The organism is Paenibacillus sp. FSL K6-2524 (genome assembly GCF_038005525.1).
In the GTDB taxonomy this organism is placed as follows: domain Bacteria; phylum Bacillota; class Bacilli; order Paenibacillales; family Paenibacillaceae; genus Fontibacillus; species Fontibacillus anaericanus.
Genome location: NZ_JBBOSP010000001.1, coordinates 4,832,950 through 4,848,702, shown reverse-complemented (window position 1 = coordinate 4,848,702; position 15,753 = coordinate 4,832,950). Strand labels below are relative to the sequence as shown.

Genomic DNA, 15,753 nt, shown 5'->3' with positions numbered 1-15,753 from the left:
AACCGTGTTTGCGATGGCTGAAAGAACCCGATAATCGACCGGATGGAAAGCTGATTTCGGAGTGTGAGTTCAAATTCACCGGATGGTTCCCGTTATCGAACCGAACAAGGCGATCGTCACTCTAGTTCTCTTGAATGTAGAGTTACGATAACCAGGGTGGTACCGCGAGTTAATCGTCCCTGTGATCAGGGGCGTTTTTTCTATTTTTCGGCATATTTTTCCAGAGGTTGTTATATCAAGGAGTATATCGGACTCTTTAAAACCTGCAATTACTCTCTTAAAATGCCGAATCAATTTTACAAAAACCTAGGGGGAACTAATATGAAATCAAGTGAAATACGCTCTAAATGGCTACAGTTCTTTGCCAGCAAAGGACATAAAATCGAACCAAGTGCTTCGCTCGTCCCACATAACGATCCCTCCCTATTGTGGATCAATGCCGGAATGGCACCGTTAAAAGCTTATTTTGATGGCCGAGTGAAACCTGATAACCCACGGCTAACCAACTCACAGAAATGTATCCGTACGAATGACATCGAGAACGTGGGAAAAACGCGCCGTCATCATACTTTCTTTGAAATGCTGGGGAACTTTTCTATCGGCGATTATTTCAAGGAAGATGCGATTACATGGGCGTGGGAATTCCTTACTTCACCTGAATGGATTGGTTTTGATCCTGAGCGTCTATCGGTAACGGTATATCCGGAGGATGAAGAGGCGTACAAGCTGTGGAATGAGAAGATCGGCTTACCAGCTGAACGGATCGTGAAGCTTGAGGAAAACTTCTGGGATATCGGTGAAGGACCATGTGGACCTTGTACGGAAATATTCTATGACCGTGGTGAAGCCTATGGTGATCTTTCGGATCCAGAATGTTATACAGGTGGAGAGAATGAGCGTTTCTTAGAAATATGGAACGTAGTATTTTCTCAATTCAATCATAATAAGGACGGCAGTTTCACTCCGCTCCCAAGCAAGAATATTGATACGGGTGCAGGGCTAGAACGTTTTGCATCGATTCTACAAGACGTGAACTCAAACTTCGATACAGATTTGTTCCAACCGATTATTGCTAAAACTGCTCAAATAGCTGGCTTGAAGTATGGATCGAGTGAAGAGATTGACGTAGCACTGAAAGTGATCGCTGACCATACCCGGACCGTGGCTTTTGCCGTTGCTGATGGTGTATTGCCTTCAAATGAGGGACGCGGATATGTTATTCGTAGACTACTTCGCCGTGCCGTACGCTATGGTAAGGTTCTTGGTCTAAGCAAACCTTTCATGTATGGTTTAGTTGAGACTGTTGGTGAAATTATGGGTAGCTTTTACACCGACATTGTTACAAAACGTGAATTTATCGAGAAGGTTATTCATACCGAAGAGGAACGCTTCCACGAAACGCTCAGCGATGGATTGGCTATTCTAGCTCAAATCAGTGAAGAAGCAAAAGCTGAAGGTCGTTCTATGCTTACTGGTGCTGAAACATTCAAACTGTATGATACTTATGGATTCCCACTAGATTTGAGTGAAGACTTCGCTATAGAGCATGGTTTGACTGTAGATCGTGAGGGTTTTGAAGCCGCAATGGAAGAACAACGTGCCCGTGCCCGTGCTGCTGGTCATAAGGGAGCAAGCATGGCTGTACAAGGTGGCGTTCTATCTGACTTCACGACTAAAACAGAATTCATTGGATATAATGAGCTTGATGTAACAACAAAAATTGTGGCAATTGTGGTGGATGATACCTTCAAGGATGTATTATCCGCTGGAGAAACAGGACAAGTTATACTTGAGGCTACTCCGTTCTATGCAGAAAGTGGCGGCCAAGTTAGTGATCAAGGGACCCTTGTTGGTGAATTGGGGAATGCAGAAGTAAGCGGTATGTTTAAAGCTCCACATGGTCAGCATGTTCACCAGGTCACAGTAATATCAGGAGAACTTCAGGTAGGTGCGAACGTAACAGCTCAGGTTAATCGTGAGCTTCGTGGGGGAATCATAAAGAACCACACAGCTACGCACTTGCTTCATAAAGCACTAAAGGAAACATTAGGCGGACATGTAAATCAGGCCGGTTCCTTGGTTGATCCGCAGCGTCTTCGATTTGACTTCTCCCACCTGGGCAGTATTTCTGCTGAAGAACTTACGGAGATCGAACGCCGGGTGAATGAGCAAATTTGGAAGGCACTGAATGTTGTCATTGAACTGAAGCCTATTGATGAGGCGAAGGCTATGGGTGCAATGGCATTGTTCGGAGAGAAGTACGGTGATGTCGTTCGCGTTGTTCAAGTAGGTGACTATAGTCTAGAGTTATGTGGTGGATGTCACGTAAGCAATACGTCTGAGATTGGTTTATTCAAATTGATCAGTGAGAGTGGAATAGGGTCGGGCGTTCGTCGGATCGAGGCAGTAACGGGCCATGGGGCATATCTATATATGGATGGCCAACTAGACACACTCAAACAGTCTGCAGCATTGCTAAAGACTAATGTGAATGATGTGCCAAAACGAATTGAAGCTCTATATCAGCAGTTAAAGGACTTAGGGAGAGAGAATGAGTCCCTACAAAGTAAGCTTAGCGTAATTGAAGCTGGTGAATTAACTAGCCAAGTAGTCAATCTGGGTGATACTAAGTTACTTGCAGCGCGCGTTCAAGCAGGTAGTATGGATGCCCTTCGTGGTTTAGCTGACGAACTGAAGCTTAAACTCCCAGACGTGGTGTTGGTACTTGGAGCAACGGCAGAGGATAAAGTTAACTTTGTAGTTGTTGTGCCTCAAGAGGAAGTAAAACGTGGTCTACATGCCGGTAAATTAGTTAAAGAAGTAGCAACTGTTTGCGGCGGTGGAGGCGGTGGACGTCCAGATATGGCTCAAGCCGGTGGTAAGGATGCTAGCAAGCTAGATGAAGCCCTTAAGGTAGCTGGACAATGGATTATTTCACAAGTTTGATTTATTTGATTCCATATTTAGGGGCATAAAACAGCTGAAAATTTCCTTATGCAACTCTAGATATGATATAGTATGAATAGGTTAAGAGGAAATTAACTGCGACCTAGAAGGTGTATGTCTCAAGAAGCGAGGTGTCATCATGGACTCTATGGATAAGACGGTCAAGTTTAACGTCAAAGGTGATGAACAGGAAGCGTCAGCGCAGGAAATTCTTCTTACGGTATATGGGGCACTACAGGAGAAAGACTACCATCCCGTTAACCAGATTGTCGGTTATTTATTGTCAGGAGACCCGGCATATATTCCGCGTCATAACAACGCGCGAAGTCTGGTCCGCAAGAAAGAGCGTGACGAACTGATCGAAGAACTGGTTAGATTTTATATGGCCGGCCACCGTTAGGAGAACAGCATGAAATTAATGGGTTTGGATTATGGGGACCGTAGAATTGGTGTTGCCGTCAGCGATGATCTGGGTTGGACTGCCCAAGGTGTTGAGGTTATTGATCGCCAGAGGGAAAGTTCTGAACTACAGCGTATTGCGAAGCTTGTGGAACAATACGCAGTTGAGGAAATCGTTGTTGGATTACCCAAGAATATGAACGGCACCATCGGACCCCGCGGGGAAATATGTATGGTCTTTGCAGAGGAGTTGCGGGCGGAACTGAATTTACCCGTTCACCTGTGGGACGAACGACTGACAACGGTATCTGCTCAGCGTACACTGATCGAGGCTGATGTTAGTCGGAAGAAGCGTAAAGGGGTCGTGGATAAAGTCGCCGCGGTCTTGATATTACAAAATTATATGGACTCTAAGAGTAAAAAGTGAGGGTGATCGCACATGTCTAATGATCGTATCGGCAATGAAGAAGAACCGGAAATTATTTATATCCCTGATGATGAGGGCAATGAAGAAGAATTCGAAGTTATTATGAAATTCGAAGTTGACGGTTCGGACGCCAAGTATATGATGGTCGTTCCTATTGAATCTGATGAGGAAGATGAAGAGAGCGAAGAGGTCTATGCGTTCCGTTACGAGGAAGATGGCGATGATCTAAAGTTGTACACGATCGAAAGTGATGAAGAATGGTCGATCGTTGAAGAGACGTTCAACACTTTGATTGATGAGTTCGACGGGGTGGAAGATCATGACTGATTTCTCGGCAGACAAAGTAGTTTGGTCTTCACGGGTACATGATACTTTTGGTCCTGTTGTGGAACTTTCAGATGAGCAGGGACAAATTTCGTATTATACGATTGAGAAGGAATTTGATGTGGCAGGGAATTCCTACGCCGTTCTTATTTCGGAAACCCGCTCTGATGTTCAAGGTCCTGAGATCTTCAGAATTATAACCACGGTAGAGGGAACTCTAGAATTGGTTACGATTGATGATGATGAGGAATGGGAGAACGTTTCTGAACTGTATGACGAGTTAACTTTTCCAGAGTAATTTCGGAATTCTCGCGGAGTATTATAGATTGGTCTGAGGGGGGCGGGACAACCGCCCCTTTTGGCTGCAAAGGGGTTGAAATGTTGAAGAGGATATGGAAATGGCTGATGATAATCGTAATTGCTATTATTGTGGCTGTTGGTGCTGCAGGAGCTTATATCTATAATGAAATGCAACCAGTGAAGTCATCAGAGCAAGTTGTAAAGTTTACAATTGAACCTGGAGTTGGAACCAGTGGCATAGCTGATATTCTGGAGGACCAAGGACTGATTAAGAATTCTTTCCTGTTCGTATCCTATTTGAAGTTGAAATCCGAAGGAACCCGATTTCAAGCGGGAGTATATGAGCTTCAACCAGGCGTAACATACGATGAAATCATTGCGAAGCTTAATAGTGGAGACGTTGTAAAAACCGAGATGATCAAGTTTACAATACCTGAAGGGTTTACTGTGACACAAATGGGAGACAAGCTTGCTGAGGAAGGGATTGTCAATAAGGACTCCTTTTTAAAGTTGGCAAAAGATCCTACTGGGTTAAATAATGAGTTGCTGGGTTTAGTCCCTGCTGACTCTAAATTGATGTATCGGCTCGAAGGATATCTGTTCCCTGAGACGTATGAGCTCAAGAAGGGGAGCAGTGAATTAGATATTATACAACGGATGTTGGATGAGATGGAGAAACGACTGGGTCAAATTCCTAATTTCGAGGACAAGTTGAAAGCGCGAGGCCTGACTTTAAACGAACTCATGACGGTAGCATCCCTAGTAGAACGTGAGGTCGTTGTTGATTCCGAACGAAGCATCGTAGCAGGTGTCATTTATAATCGACTAGCCACGGGTAATATGAAATTGGAGATTGATGCTACCGTTCAGTATTTACTCGGGAAACCTAAAGAGCGTTTGATGAACTCTGATCTAAGGAAAGTTGACAGTCCATATAACACTTATTTATATTTAGGACTGCCACCAGGACCGATTGCTGCGCCAAGTCTTAAATCGATTGAGGCATCGCTTGAACCTAAGTCTTCGGAGTATTTATTCTATGTGACGAAGAAAGATGGTAGTGGTGAGCATTTATTTGCCAAGACGTATAAGGAACATCTGAAGAACATCGAGAAAAGCAAGGCTATGGCCAAATAACTGAGGTGGATATATATGGATAATAAGACGGAACTTCTAACACCTGCGGGTTCCTTAACAGAATTACAAATGTATCTCGAAGCTGGTGCTGATGCTGTCCTAATTGGAGAAGAAAAATTCGGCATGAGGCTACCTGGTAATTTCAAGCTAAATGAAATCGCTAAAGCTGTAGAGTTTGCACACGGACGGGGAGCTAAGGTTTATGTAAGCATCAACAACGTGGTAGACAACGAATTACTTAAGGAGCTTCCTGATTACGTGAAGGGACTGGCTGATTGTGGCGTGGACGGTGTCCAGTTTGGTGATCCAGCCGTACTGCAGCTGGTAAGAGAGATTGCTCCACAAATGGCTGCTCACTGGAATGCTGAAATGATGTCAACGAACTATTCAACTGCTAACTATTGGGGAACCAAAGGGGCTTCAAGAGTCGTGCTTGCACGTGAGTTGAACATGGATGAAATTACGGGGATGTCTCCACATCTGCAAGTACAATCTGAGGTGCAAGTACACGGTATGACGAACATTTATCATTCCAAACGCCGTCTTGTACGTAGTTACATGACACATCAAGGCCGTCCGGTTAAGGAAAATGAATCGCTTGGTATAGAGCGAGGTCTATTCCTGATCGAAGCGGAGCGTTTAGATGAGAAATTTCCTATTTATGAGGATAACAACGGGACACATATCATGAGTTCTGACGATATTTGTATTATGGAAGATTTACATTTGCTAATGGAGGCTGGGGTAGACAGTTTTAAAATTGAGACTCTACTCAAGTCACCTGTATATAATGTGGCTGTAATAAAGGCATATCGTAAATCAATCGACACTTATTTTAGTAACCCCGAAGTGTATGAGTTTGATGAGATGTGGCTAGAAGAGGTCCGGCAGATGCAGGATCCGGAACGCGAATTATCTTTTGGATTCTTTTATAAAGAACAAGTCTATTAATTAATGAGGTGAACGAAGATGCAAACAACGGAGAGACATATTCCGAAATACAGCGGAAAACGCCATCGTTTGGCTAAACCGGAATTACTTGCTCCGGCAGGTAACCTTGAAAAGTTAAAATTTGCTGTCCATTACGGGGCAGATGCTGTATATATCGGTGGACAGAAGTACGGCCTTCGTTCTAATGCGGATAATTTCAGCTTTGATGAAATGCGCGAAGGGGTTGAGTTCGCTAAGAAATACGGAGCCAAAGTGTTTGTGGCGACCAATATTTATGCGCATAACGAGGATATTGAGGGTATAGAAGAATATTTGCGGAATTTATACGATGCAGGGATCTCGGCAATTATTGCAGCTGACCCTGTTATTATTGATACAGCACTGCGCACAGTTCCGGGTCTGGAAGTCCACCTTAGCACCCAGCAATCGACGATAAATTGGCAGGCGGTTAAGTTCTGGAAGGAACAAGGGCTCCCACGGGTTGTTTTGGGGCGTGAGACAAGCTTTGAAGAAATTAATGAGATCAAAAAAAATGTAGACATCGAAATCGAAGCATTTATCCATGGTGCGATGTGTTCTTCATATTCTGGACGATGCGTACTTTCAAACCATTTTACTGACCGAGATTCTAATCGGGGAGGCTGTTGCCAGTCATGCCGTTGGAAATATGATCTGTTCGAGGATGGTCGTTCTGAGCCAGAAGGTGATTGGATTTCTGAGGAAGAGGCAGAGGATGCCAAAGCTTCTCGTCGATTCGAGCTTGGCGTAACACAGTTACCGTTGTTTGAAGAGCAAGATAATGCTTTTTCGATGGGGTCTAAGGATTTGTGCATGATAAATCATATTCCTGATTTGATTGATGTTGGCGTGGACAGCTTCAAAATTGAAGGAAGAATGAAATCGATCCATTATGTAGCTACTGTAGTTAACGTTTATCGTAAAGCCATAGATGCTTATATGGCAGATCCAGAAAATTATGTTCTTAAGCCTGAGTGGGTGGAAGAGATTAATAAGGCAGCCAATCGTCCGCTTAATACCGGATTTTTCTATGATACGCCTGATCATGAAGATCATATTTATGAACCGGAAGAAAAAGCAGCACCATACGATTTCGCGGGACTTGTACTGGAATATGATGAAGTTACTGGAATGGCTGTTATTCAGCAACGGAATCACTTTAAACCAGGGCAGGTGGTTGAATTTTTCGGTCCAGGAGATACCCTTTTCAAGCAAACGGTTGATAAGATTTGGGATGAGAAGGGAAATGAATTGGATGCAGCTCGCCATCCGTTGCAACGAATCAAGATGAAGGTTGATCAGCCAGTGTCTTATTTTGATATGATGCGTAAAAGTAATAAAAAATAAGTTTAAAAACTTGGGGGTTTTAAACTGCACCCCTTGTCAAGGACACTTAAAAAAGAAAGAGCTATTGATGTTTAAGAGGCTGACAAAAGATGATTCCTGTACTGTACAGGAGTCATCTTTTGTCTTCCCCACTGATATCTGTGATGGTTGTAATAACGAATATATCGATTCACTTGACGTTGAAGTTCAAGGAAGGAGGAGCAACTTCGATGATCCACATGGTCCTTCATGTGACCAAAAAAGGATTCTTGAGGAGCGTTATCCCAACAGTTTCCGCGTCTAGACATAGACTGTCCTAGACCATGATCTCTCAACAGTTTTTGGTAGACTGGGCTGGTATAGTGACTTCCTTGATCGGAGTGAATGAATGCATCCGTATGCAGTTTTACATTTCGTTGCTTTAAAAGACCATCTACCGTATCTGTGGCAATGTCGAGCGTGATCCGATCGGATAGGTTATAAGCTAACACCTCTCCTGTCGATGCATCTAGCAGGGTAGACAAATAGGCCATCTCAGAGCGGCCATAAGGAAGGTAAGTAATATCGGTGAGTAGAACCAGTCCAGGAATCTCTTTTCTGAAATCTCGTTGTAGGAGATTAGGCAGCGTCCGGTGTTCCTTCGTGGCTTTAGCAATGCGTTTATACGGGTTAGGCTTACGGTGAGGACATACCAAATTGAATTTTTTCATAAGTCTGCTAATTCGCTTCAAGCTATAAGTGACCTTAAAGTCTTGCTTTAAGACCATCTTAATCGAGCGTGCACCCTTTTTGAATCCACGACGGTTGAATGCTTTTTTTACGAGTTTTCCGGCTTCTTCATCACGTTTAGCACGTTCTAGACGTGCATTTGTGGATGCGAGATAGTTGTAGTACCCTGAACGAGAAACCTGAAGGAGCTCGCATAGATATCCCGTCAGTCTACTAAATCCCTTATCTACCGTGTTCTTGATGAGTTCAAACTTAACGCTTATGCTTCGCTTTATTCCGCTGAGTAACAGCCTCCTTTCGTTCTTGTCTAACTTTTTTAACAGTTCAATTTGAGACTCGAGCAGATTGATTCGTGCCTCTTGTTTCGCAATCACTTCTTCCGAGGTTAGTTCTCTTTGAAGAGGACGACCAGAAGCACCCTTTCGGTTATCTAATAACCCGATAATCCCATCCCGGCTATATGCCTTTTTCCATCGATCTGCACTCTGCTCCACGCGTGTCATACCAATGATATGGACAGGAAGACAATGGCACTCAAAGATCTCTCTTGGCAATTTACCTATCATAAGCTCTTCTATGAATAACCGCTTAAACTCGTCTGTAAAGGTAATTGATCTTTCACTAATTTTGCTTACATAGTTATTCTTAAGTAAAAGTATTTGATCTGCTTCACTAAAAAGTTTCTTACTCATGTCATCCCCCCATGCTTACTCTAGTATACAAAAGTACCCACAGCCTAGACACCTTTTTTTCAAAGTGTCCAGTCTATGGGTACCAGTTTATTTTGGTCTAGGCCGAAAGCCCTTTTTTATTTTTAGTGATTTTTCTCACAATATCTCTAAAAAATCATTCACTATGTAACCGATATGATAGAGGAGACCGTTAATTTTTGTCGAATATTGGTATATAAGACATTGTAAATGCTTAAAATGTGTTAGATGCGAAGCAAGGCCTTCAACCTTATTTTTAAAGGAAGTTTACTACTAAGAGTGGTGGGTGATCGACGTGAAACTGGTTCCTAAGAAGGAGAACCGAACAGCAAAGGACAATGACAACATGCAGGGGGAGAAATCTGCTGACCAAGTGAGAAAGATCGTTCCTGGAGGTTTGAAAGGGAGAATATCATCTTTAAAGGAACACTTACCGAAACAGTTTAATCCATCGAAATCGGTTGGGATACGTTTATTTCTTATTTTCTTCATCGCTATTATGTTCTTTGTTCTTGCAATCGGTATCATTTCTTATCAGATGGCAAAGAACACGATTCAAGACAATGCAGAGCTAGCCAATCAACAAACAATCGTACAAACCTCTCAAAAGTTAGATATTATTCTTCAGAAATATCGGGATAATTTGCAGCAAACATTCCTTGACGAAGAAATGCAGAAAGCAATTACAGATGCTTTACTAAGTGATGTAACTGATTATGATCGTTTTGTTACATCGACGAAGCTACAAACAAGACTGAATACATTCTCACTTACTTCTCCAGGTGTAATTGGAACATATATGATGGGTGAGGAGGATAATTTTGACATTGTAACAACGGGGAATGTGGATCAAAAATTCCTGGATTCAATCAAGGAGCAACCTTGGTACGATACAGTGTCGAAATCTTCTGAAACGTTTTGGACTAATGTAACCGATTACGAAAGCTCGGGTTCAGGTGTATTTAGATTGGTAAGATCGATTCAGAGTGTAAACGGTATGAAACGCTTTATATTGGTTGCTGATATTAGACTAGACATCCTTACGCAATACCTGAATGAATTGGATCTAGGAGAGGGTTCACGTGTTCAGCTATTAACTAATGATAATACTGTCGTGACTTCTTCGGTAGCAGAACAAGAAGGTAAGACCACGGATGTTGATCTCAGCAAAGTTGGTACTGAGCTATTAGGTGGTATACGTACGAAAGACGGAAATAAGCAACCCGTTCTGGCGGTTTATAATACTCAAGCTACTTCAGGATGGAAGCTACTAGGCACCATTCCAACAGCACAATTAACGAAAGATGCCCAGGGAATCCTAATTACTACATACGTGTCCGCTGCCATAGTAGGATTGATTGCTATTCTTATAGGCATATGGATGGTTCGAATGATAGCTCATCCGCTATCGAAGTTAAGAAATCTGATGGAAGAAGGATCCAAAGGTAACTTGAGTGTGCGTATGAATCTGAAATCCAAGGACGAAATTGGTCAATTGACCGTTAGCTTCAACGTAATGATGGAACAGATCACTGCACTGGTCAATCAAACCAACAATTCAGCAAAGGATGTACTTGATACAGCTTCCGAGCTGACAGATGCGTCGAACAAAACAGCACTTTCAGCTAGAGAAATTGCCGTTGCAACTGAAGAAATTGCTAATGGGGCAACCAGCCTGGCGAATGAAGCAGAACGTGGAAACGAATTGACTGAGAATATTACCAATCAAATGGAAGGATTCATTACCGCTAATAGAGAAATGGCTGGTTCAGCCAAAGAGGTTGAGAAATCCAGTCAATTGGGTACAGATTACTTAAACGGACTGCTTCAGAAGACTAACAAAACGGTAGATATCGTGAATGCATTAACAGAGAAAGTTGATTCTCTGAAATCCAGTACTTCTTCAGTTATGAAAGTGTTGGAAGTGATGCAGACGATCACGCAACAGACGAATATTCTATCTCTGAATGCTACAATAGAGGCGGCACGCGCAGGTGCGGCAGGACGAGGGTTCATGGTTGTAGCTGACGAGATCCGTCAACTCGCTGATCAATCACGTCGGTCTATTACGATGGTGGGTGAAATTACGGATAAGATCGGTCAGGAGATGAACGAAACCGTACAGGCATTGTCTGATGCAGGGCCATTGTTCCAGGAGCAAATCGTTTCCGTGAAAGAAACGAATCAAATATTTATCTCCGTGCAACAACAAATGGAAGGTTTCGTTCACTATCTAGATGCAGTTACTGTATCGATTGAAGAATTGAACCAATCTCAGAATGTAATGTCCGATGCGATGAGTAATGTCAGCGCAGTAGCAGAGCAATCTTCTGCAACCTCTCAAGAGGTTGCTTCACTCAGTACCGAGCAGCAAGTCGTTGGTGAACAGTTGGTTCAACTGTCGGGTAAGTTAGAGAAAGTATCCAGTGGATTAAATGAATCGTTATCCAAATTCACAATATAAATCTTCAAAGTTGATAAGAGGTGACTCCTGTACTGTGATATTATCCCCTTTAAGTAGACAGTAAAAAGAATGACGTTTATTGTTGATATTTGGAGGGGATTTTTTATGGGCAGAATACTACAAAGCTATACCACCGAGATGAAACTTAAAGCGGTACAAATGTATATAGAAGCTGGAATGGGTTATAAACGAGTAGCAAGAGAGCTGAATATACCTGAACCATCTGTTAGACGTTGGGTGAAGCGTTATGAAAAAGAAGGGGCATCCGCACTGGAGGAGAAACGGGGTAAAACAAAAGGTTTGACTAAGGGAAGACCCCGCAAAAATCCATTAAGTCCGGAAGAGGAGTTAGTTAGGCTCCGAGCTGAGAATGAGTACTTAAAAAAGTTGTGGGCGCTACAAAGGGGGCAAAGAATAGAGTAAGTAAAGTCTCCCAATATGAACTGGTTAAACAATTAGTATCTACTGGATACAACATCACGTTACTGTGCGAAATCGCAAAAGTATCTAGAAGTGGATATTACAAATGGATAAGAAGAATGCTCACTCCGTCGTCAAAGCAACTTATGGATGAGGAGCTGAAGGAAAAGATCATGGAAGTGCATCAACGTTTACACGGCATTTTCGGTTATCCACGAATACAAACATGGTTGTTTAAGACGCATGGCATACATGTTAATCATAAGAGGGTCTATCGTTTGATGAAAGAAATGGGGATCAAATCTAAGATTCGTAGAAAGAAACGATTTCATGGCAAAAAGGAGACTTATGTAACTTCAGACAATATTTTGAACCGCGATTTTCATGCATCCCAACCCAATGAAAAGTGGGTCACAGATATTACTTACATTCCGTATAACCAAAAAAACTTATATCTTTCCACCATTTATGACCTTTTTAACAACGAAGTCATCTCATACCAAATAAGTACTAGAAACGATTTACAGCTTGTCATAGACACGGTAGAGCTTGCTCGCGGTGTACGCAAAACGGAGGGAGTTCTTCTCCATAGTGACCAAGGTTATCAATACACTTCTAGGTTGTACAATAAACTTCTGACCCAATACAAGATGAAAGTAAGTATGTCTAGAAAAGGAAAATGTTTGGACAATGCCTGCATGGAGAGTTTCTTTGGACATTTCAAAGCAGAATGTATGTATATCCAGTCTTTTCAATCAGAGGAAGCATTGATCTCCGCAATTCATGAATACATACGGTTTTACAATTATGATAGGTTTCAGAAAAAATTAAACAACCTTAGTCCAGTGGAATACCGAACTAAGGCTGCTTAATGTACTTCAGTTTTATTAATGTCTACTTGACGGGGGTAAGATCACTGTACAGGAGTCATTTTTTTTATCTACTAATATCTATGATGGTCTCGATTAATATGGTCTTATGTCATCCTACATACTTACTCAATTATTCGAAAGATACCCACAGCCTAAATAATTTTTTCGAAGTCTCCAGTCTATGTGTAACAAATTAATTCAGTCTAGGACGAAAGTCCCTTTTTTGTTTTTGGAGTATTTTTCTAATAAATTCTATAACATCAATTGTGATGTAACCGATATTATAAAGGAGACTTGTAACACTTCTCGAATAATTGGCAAACGTAAAGTGTTAATGTACTAGAAGTAAATTAAGCATTCAAGCAGGGGTATTAATTACTAAGAGTGGTGGGTGATCAACATGAAACTGGTTCCTAAGAAGGAGAACCGATCAACAAAGGAAAATGAAAACAAACAGGGGGGGAAATCCGTTGACCAAGTAAGAAAGGTCGCTCCTGGAGGGCTTAAAGGGAGAATATCGTCGCTAAAGGAACATTTGCCGAAACAGTTTAATCCATCGAAATCGGTGGGTATACGTTTATTTCTTATTTTCTTCATAGCTATTATGTTCTTTGTTCTTACAATCGGTATCATCTCTTATCAGATGGCAAAGAACACGATTCAAGACAATGCGGAAATGGCCAATCAACAAACGATCGTACAAACTTCACAAAAGTTGGATATTATTCTTCAGAAATATCGGGAAAATTTGCAGCAAACATTCCTTGACACAGAAATGCAGACATCCATAATGGAGGCCTCACTTAAAACAACGGATTATGACCGTTTTGTTGCAACAAATAAAATGAGAACGCGGCTAAATACAATAACTCTTAATACACAGGGTATAGTTGCAGTATATATGATTGGTGAAGACCTGGGAAATATAACAACGGGAAGTGTGGATCAGGAATTCTTAGATTCAATCAAGGAACAACCATGGTATGAAAAATTGTCGAAATCTGCCGAAACTGTGTGGGTTGATGTACCTAGCAGCAGTAGTTCCGGAACAGGTATATTTAGATTGGTCAGATCGATTACCAGTGTAAACGGTATGGAACGCTTTATCCTGGTTGCTGATATTAACTTAGATATCCTTACGCAATACCTGAAAGAATTGGATCTAGGAGAAGGATCGCGTGTTCAACTCGTGAATTCTGAGAACATTGTCGTGGCATCCTCACTGACGGAGGATCAAGGTCAAACCACGGATGTTGATCTCAGCAAAGTTGGTACTGAGCTCTTAGGTGGTATACGAACAAAAGACGGAAATAAAAATCCCGTTCTGGCGGTTTATAATACTCAAGCTACTTCAGGATGGAAGCTACTAGGCACCATTCCAACAGAACAATTAACGAAAGATGCACAGGGAATCTTAATTACTACATACGTGTCCGCTGCCATAGTAGGATTAATTGCTATTCTTATAGGCATATGGATGGTTCGAATGATAGCTCATCCGCTATCAAAGTTAAGAAATCTGATGGAAGAAGGATCCAAAGGTAACTTGAGTGTGCGTATGAATCTGAAATCCAAGGATGAAATTGGTCAATTGACTGTTAGTTTCAACGTAATGATGGAACAGATCACTGCACTGGTCAATCAAACCAACAATTCAGCAAAGGATGTACTTGATACGGCTTCAGAGCTGACAGATGCGTCGAACAAAACAGCACTTTCAGCTAGAGAAATTGCCGTTGCAACTGAAGAAATTGCCAATGGGGCAACCAGCCTGGCGAATGAAGCAGAACGTGGAAGTGAATTAACTGAGAATATTACCCATCAGATGGAAGGGTTCATTTCCGCAAATAGAGAAATGGCTTCTTCAGCCAAAGAGGTTGAGAAATCCAGTCAATTGGGTACAGAATACTTAAACGGACTGCTTCAGAAGACTAACAAAACGGTAGATATCGTGAATGCATTAACAGCGAAAGTTGATTCTTTGAAATCCAGTACTTCTTCAGTTATGAAAGTGTTGGAAGTGATGCAGACGATCACGCAACAGACGAATATACTGTCACTGAATGCTACAATAGAGGCGGCACGTGCAGGTGTGGCAGGACGAGGGTTCATGGTTGTAGCTGACGAGATCCGCCAACTCGCTGATCAATCACGTCGTTCTATTACGATGGTGGGTGAAATTACGGATAAGATCGGTCAGGAGATGAACGAAACAGTACAGGCATTGTCTGATGCGAGTCCTTTGTTCCAGGAGCAAATCGTTTCCGTGAAAGAAACGAATCAAATATTTATTTCCGTGCAACAACAAATGGAAGGTTTCGTTCACTATCTAGATGCAGTTACTGTATCGATTGATGAATTAAACCAATCCCAGAATGTGATGACCGATGCGATGAGTAATGTCAGTGCAGTAGCAGAGCAATCTTCTGCTACCTCTCAAGAGGTTGCTTCACTCAGTAGCGAGCAGCAGGTCGTTGGTGAGCAGTTGGTTCAACTATCGGGTAAGTTAGAGAAAGTATCCAGTGGATTAAAGGAATCGTTATCCAGATTCACTATTTAATTATTCGAATTATGCTTTCAATAACAAAACAAAGCGGTCGTCCCTTAGTCGGGAAGGCCGCTTTGTTTTGGTTATTGAATATGAAATATGGCGGGAGGGGAAAGCAATCTCCTAATTCCGGGTGTGCAGAAGTCTCTTCCAGGAAATAATAGTGAATGAAAGGGAGGGGA

General features: G+C 42.1%; 13 protein-coding genes. 12 read left to right on the top strand and 1 reads right to left on the bottom strand.

All coding sequences use genetic code 11. The features are described from left to right. Window positions 1-321: 321 nt before the first annotated feature. The 8 genes from alaS to NST85_RS22370 all read left to right on the top strand — a co-directional run bounded on the left by alaS (window position 322) and on the right by NST85_RS22370 (window position 7,849). Window positions 322-2,946, top strand: coding sequence for an alanine--tRNA ligase (gene alaS / locus NST85_RS22405; RefSeq protein ID WP_127193924.1), 2,625 nt, complete (start codon window positions 322-324; stop codon window positions 2,944-2,946). 139 nt (window positions 2,947-3,085) lie between these two features. Next, window positions 3,086-3,346, top strand: a complete 261-nt coding sequence (locus NST85_RS22400) for an IreB family regulatory phosphoprotein (protein WP_127193925.1) — start codon at window positions 3,086-3,088, stop codon at window positions 3,344-3,346. 9 nt (window positions 3,347-3,355) lie between these two features. Further along, the gene (gene ruvX, locus NST85_RS22395; protein WP_127193926.1) at window positions 3,356-3,772 is read left to right on the top strand and encodes a Holliday junction resolvase RuvX; all 417 of its coding nucleotides are present in this window, start codon (window positions 3,356-3,358) and stop codon (window positions 3,770-3,772) included. A 12-nt stretch (window positions 3,773-3,784) separates the two neighbouring features. Further along, complete coding sequence (locus tag NST85_RS22390) at window positions 3,785-4,099, top strand: DUF1292 domain-containing protein (protein ID WP_127193927.1); 315 nt, start codon at window positions 3,785-3,787, stop codon at window positions 4,097-4,099. Next, a complete protein-coding gene (locus tag NST85_RS22385; RefSeq protein WP_211350212.1) occupies window positions 4,092-4,394 on the top strand; it encodes a DUF1292 domain-containing protein in 303 nt (100 codons plus the stop codon). The genes NST85_RS22390 and NST85_RS22385 overlap by 8 nt, the downstream gene beginning before the upstream one ends. Window positions 4,395-4,501: 107 nt before the next feature. Further along, window positions 4,502-5,533: an endolytic transglycosylase MltG gene (mltG, locus tag NST85_RS22380; protein ID WP_341190461.1), complete on the top strand. Its 1,032-nt coding sequence runs from the start codon at window positions 4,502-4,504 to the stop codon at window positions 5,531-5,533. Between the two features lie 15 nt (window positions 5,534-5,548). Beyond that, a complete protein-coding gene (locus tag NST85_RS22375) occupies window positions 5,549-6,484 on the top strand; it encodes a peptidase U32 family protein (RefSeq protein WP_127193929.1) in 936 nt (311 codons plus the stop codon). Window positions 6,485-6,502: 18 nt separating this feature from the next. After that, on the top strand, window positions 6,503-7,849 hold the full coding sequence (locus tag NST85_RS22370) for a peptidase U32 family protein (RefSeq protein ID WP_127193930.1): 1,347 nt from the start codon (window positions 6,503-6,505) through the stop codon (window positions 7,847-7,849). A 71-nt stretch (window positions 7,850-7,920) separates the two neighbouring features. Here NST85_RS22370 and NST85_RS22365 read toward each other — a convergent pair whose 3' ends face one another. After that, window positions 7,921-9,249 carry an IS3 family transposase gene (locus NST85_RS22365; protein ID WP_341188377.1) on the bottom strand — a complete coding sequence of 443 codons (1,329 nt, stop codon included), beginning with the start codon at window positions 9,247-9,249 and terminating at the stop codon, window positions 7,921-7,923. A gap of 313 nt (window positions 9,250-9,562) precedes the next feature. On the opposite strand from NST85_RS22365, the gene NST85_RS22360 reads away from it, so the two are divergent. From NST85_RS22360 to NST85_RS22345, 4 genes are all read left to right on the top strand, one after another. Further along, window positions 9,563-11,731 (top strand): methyl-accepting chemotaxis protein, encoded by a 2,169-nt coding sequence (locus NST85_RS22360; protein ID WP_341190460.1) that lies wholly within the window; start codon window positions 9,563-9,565, stop codon window positions 11,729-11,731. Between the two features lie 105 nt (window positions 11,732-11,836). Continuing rightward, window positions 11,837-12,154 (top strand): helix-turn-helix domain-containing protein, encoded by a 318-nt coding sequence (locus NST85_RS22355; protein ID WP_341190459.1) that lies wholly within the window; start codon window positions 11,837-11,839, stop codon window positions 12,152-12,154. After that, window positions 12,121-13,023 carry an IS3 family transposase gene (locus NST85_RS22350; protein WP_341190458.1) on the top strand — a complete coding sequence of 301 codons (903 nt, stop codon included), beginning with the start codon at window positions 12,121-12,123 and terminating at the stop codon, window positions 13,021-13,023. Before NST85_RS22355 ends, NST85_RS22350 begins: the two co-directional genes overlap by 34 nt. Window positions 13,024-13,423: 400 nt before the next feature. Continuing rightward, window positions 13,424-15,583, top strand: coding sequence for a methyl-accepting chemotaxis protein (locus tag NST85_RS22345; protein WP_341190457.1), 2,160 nt, complete (start codon window positions 13,424-13,426; stop codon window positions 15,581-15,583). The last annotated feature ends 170 nt before the right edge of the window (window positions 15,584-15,753 follow it).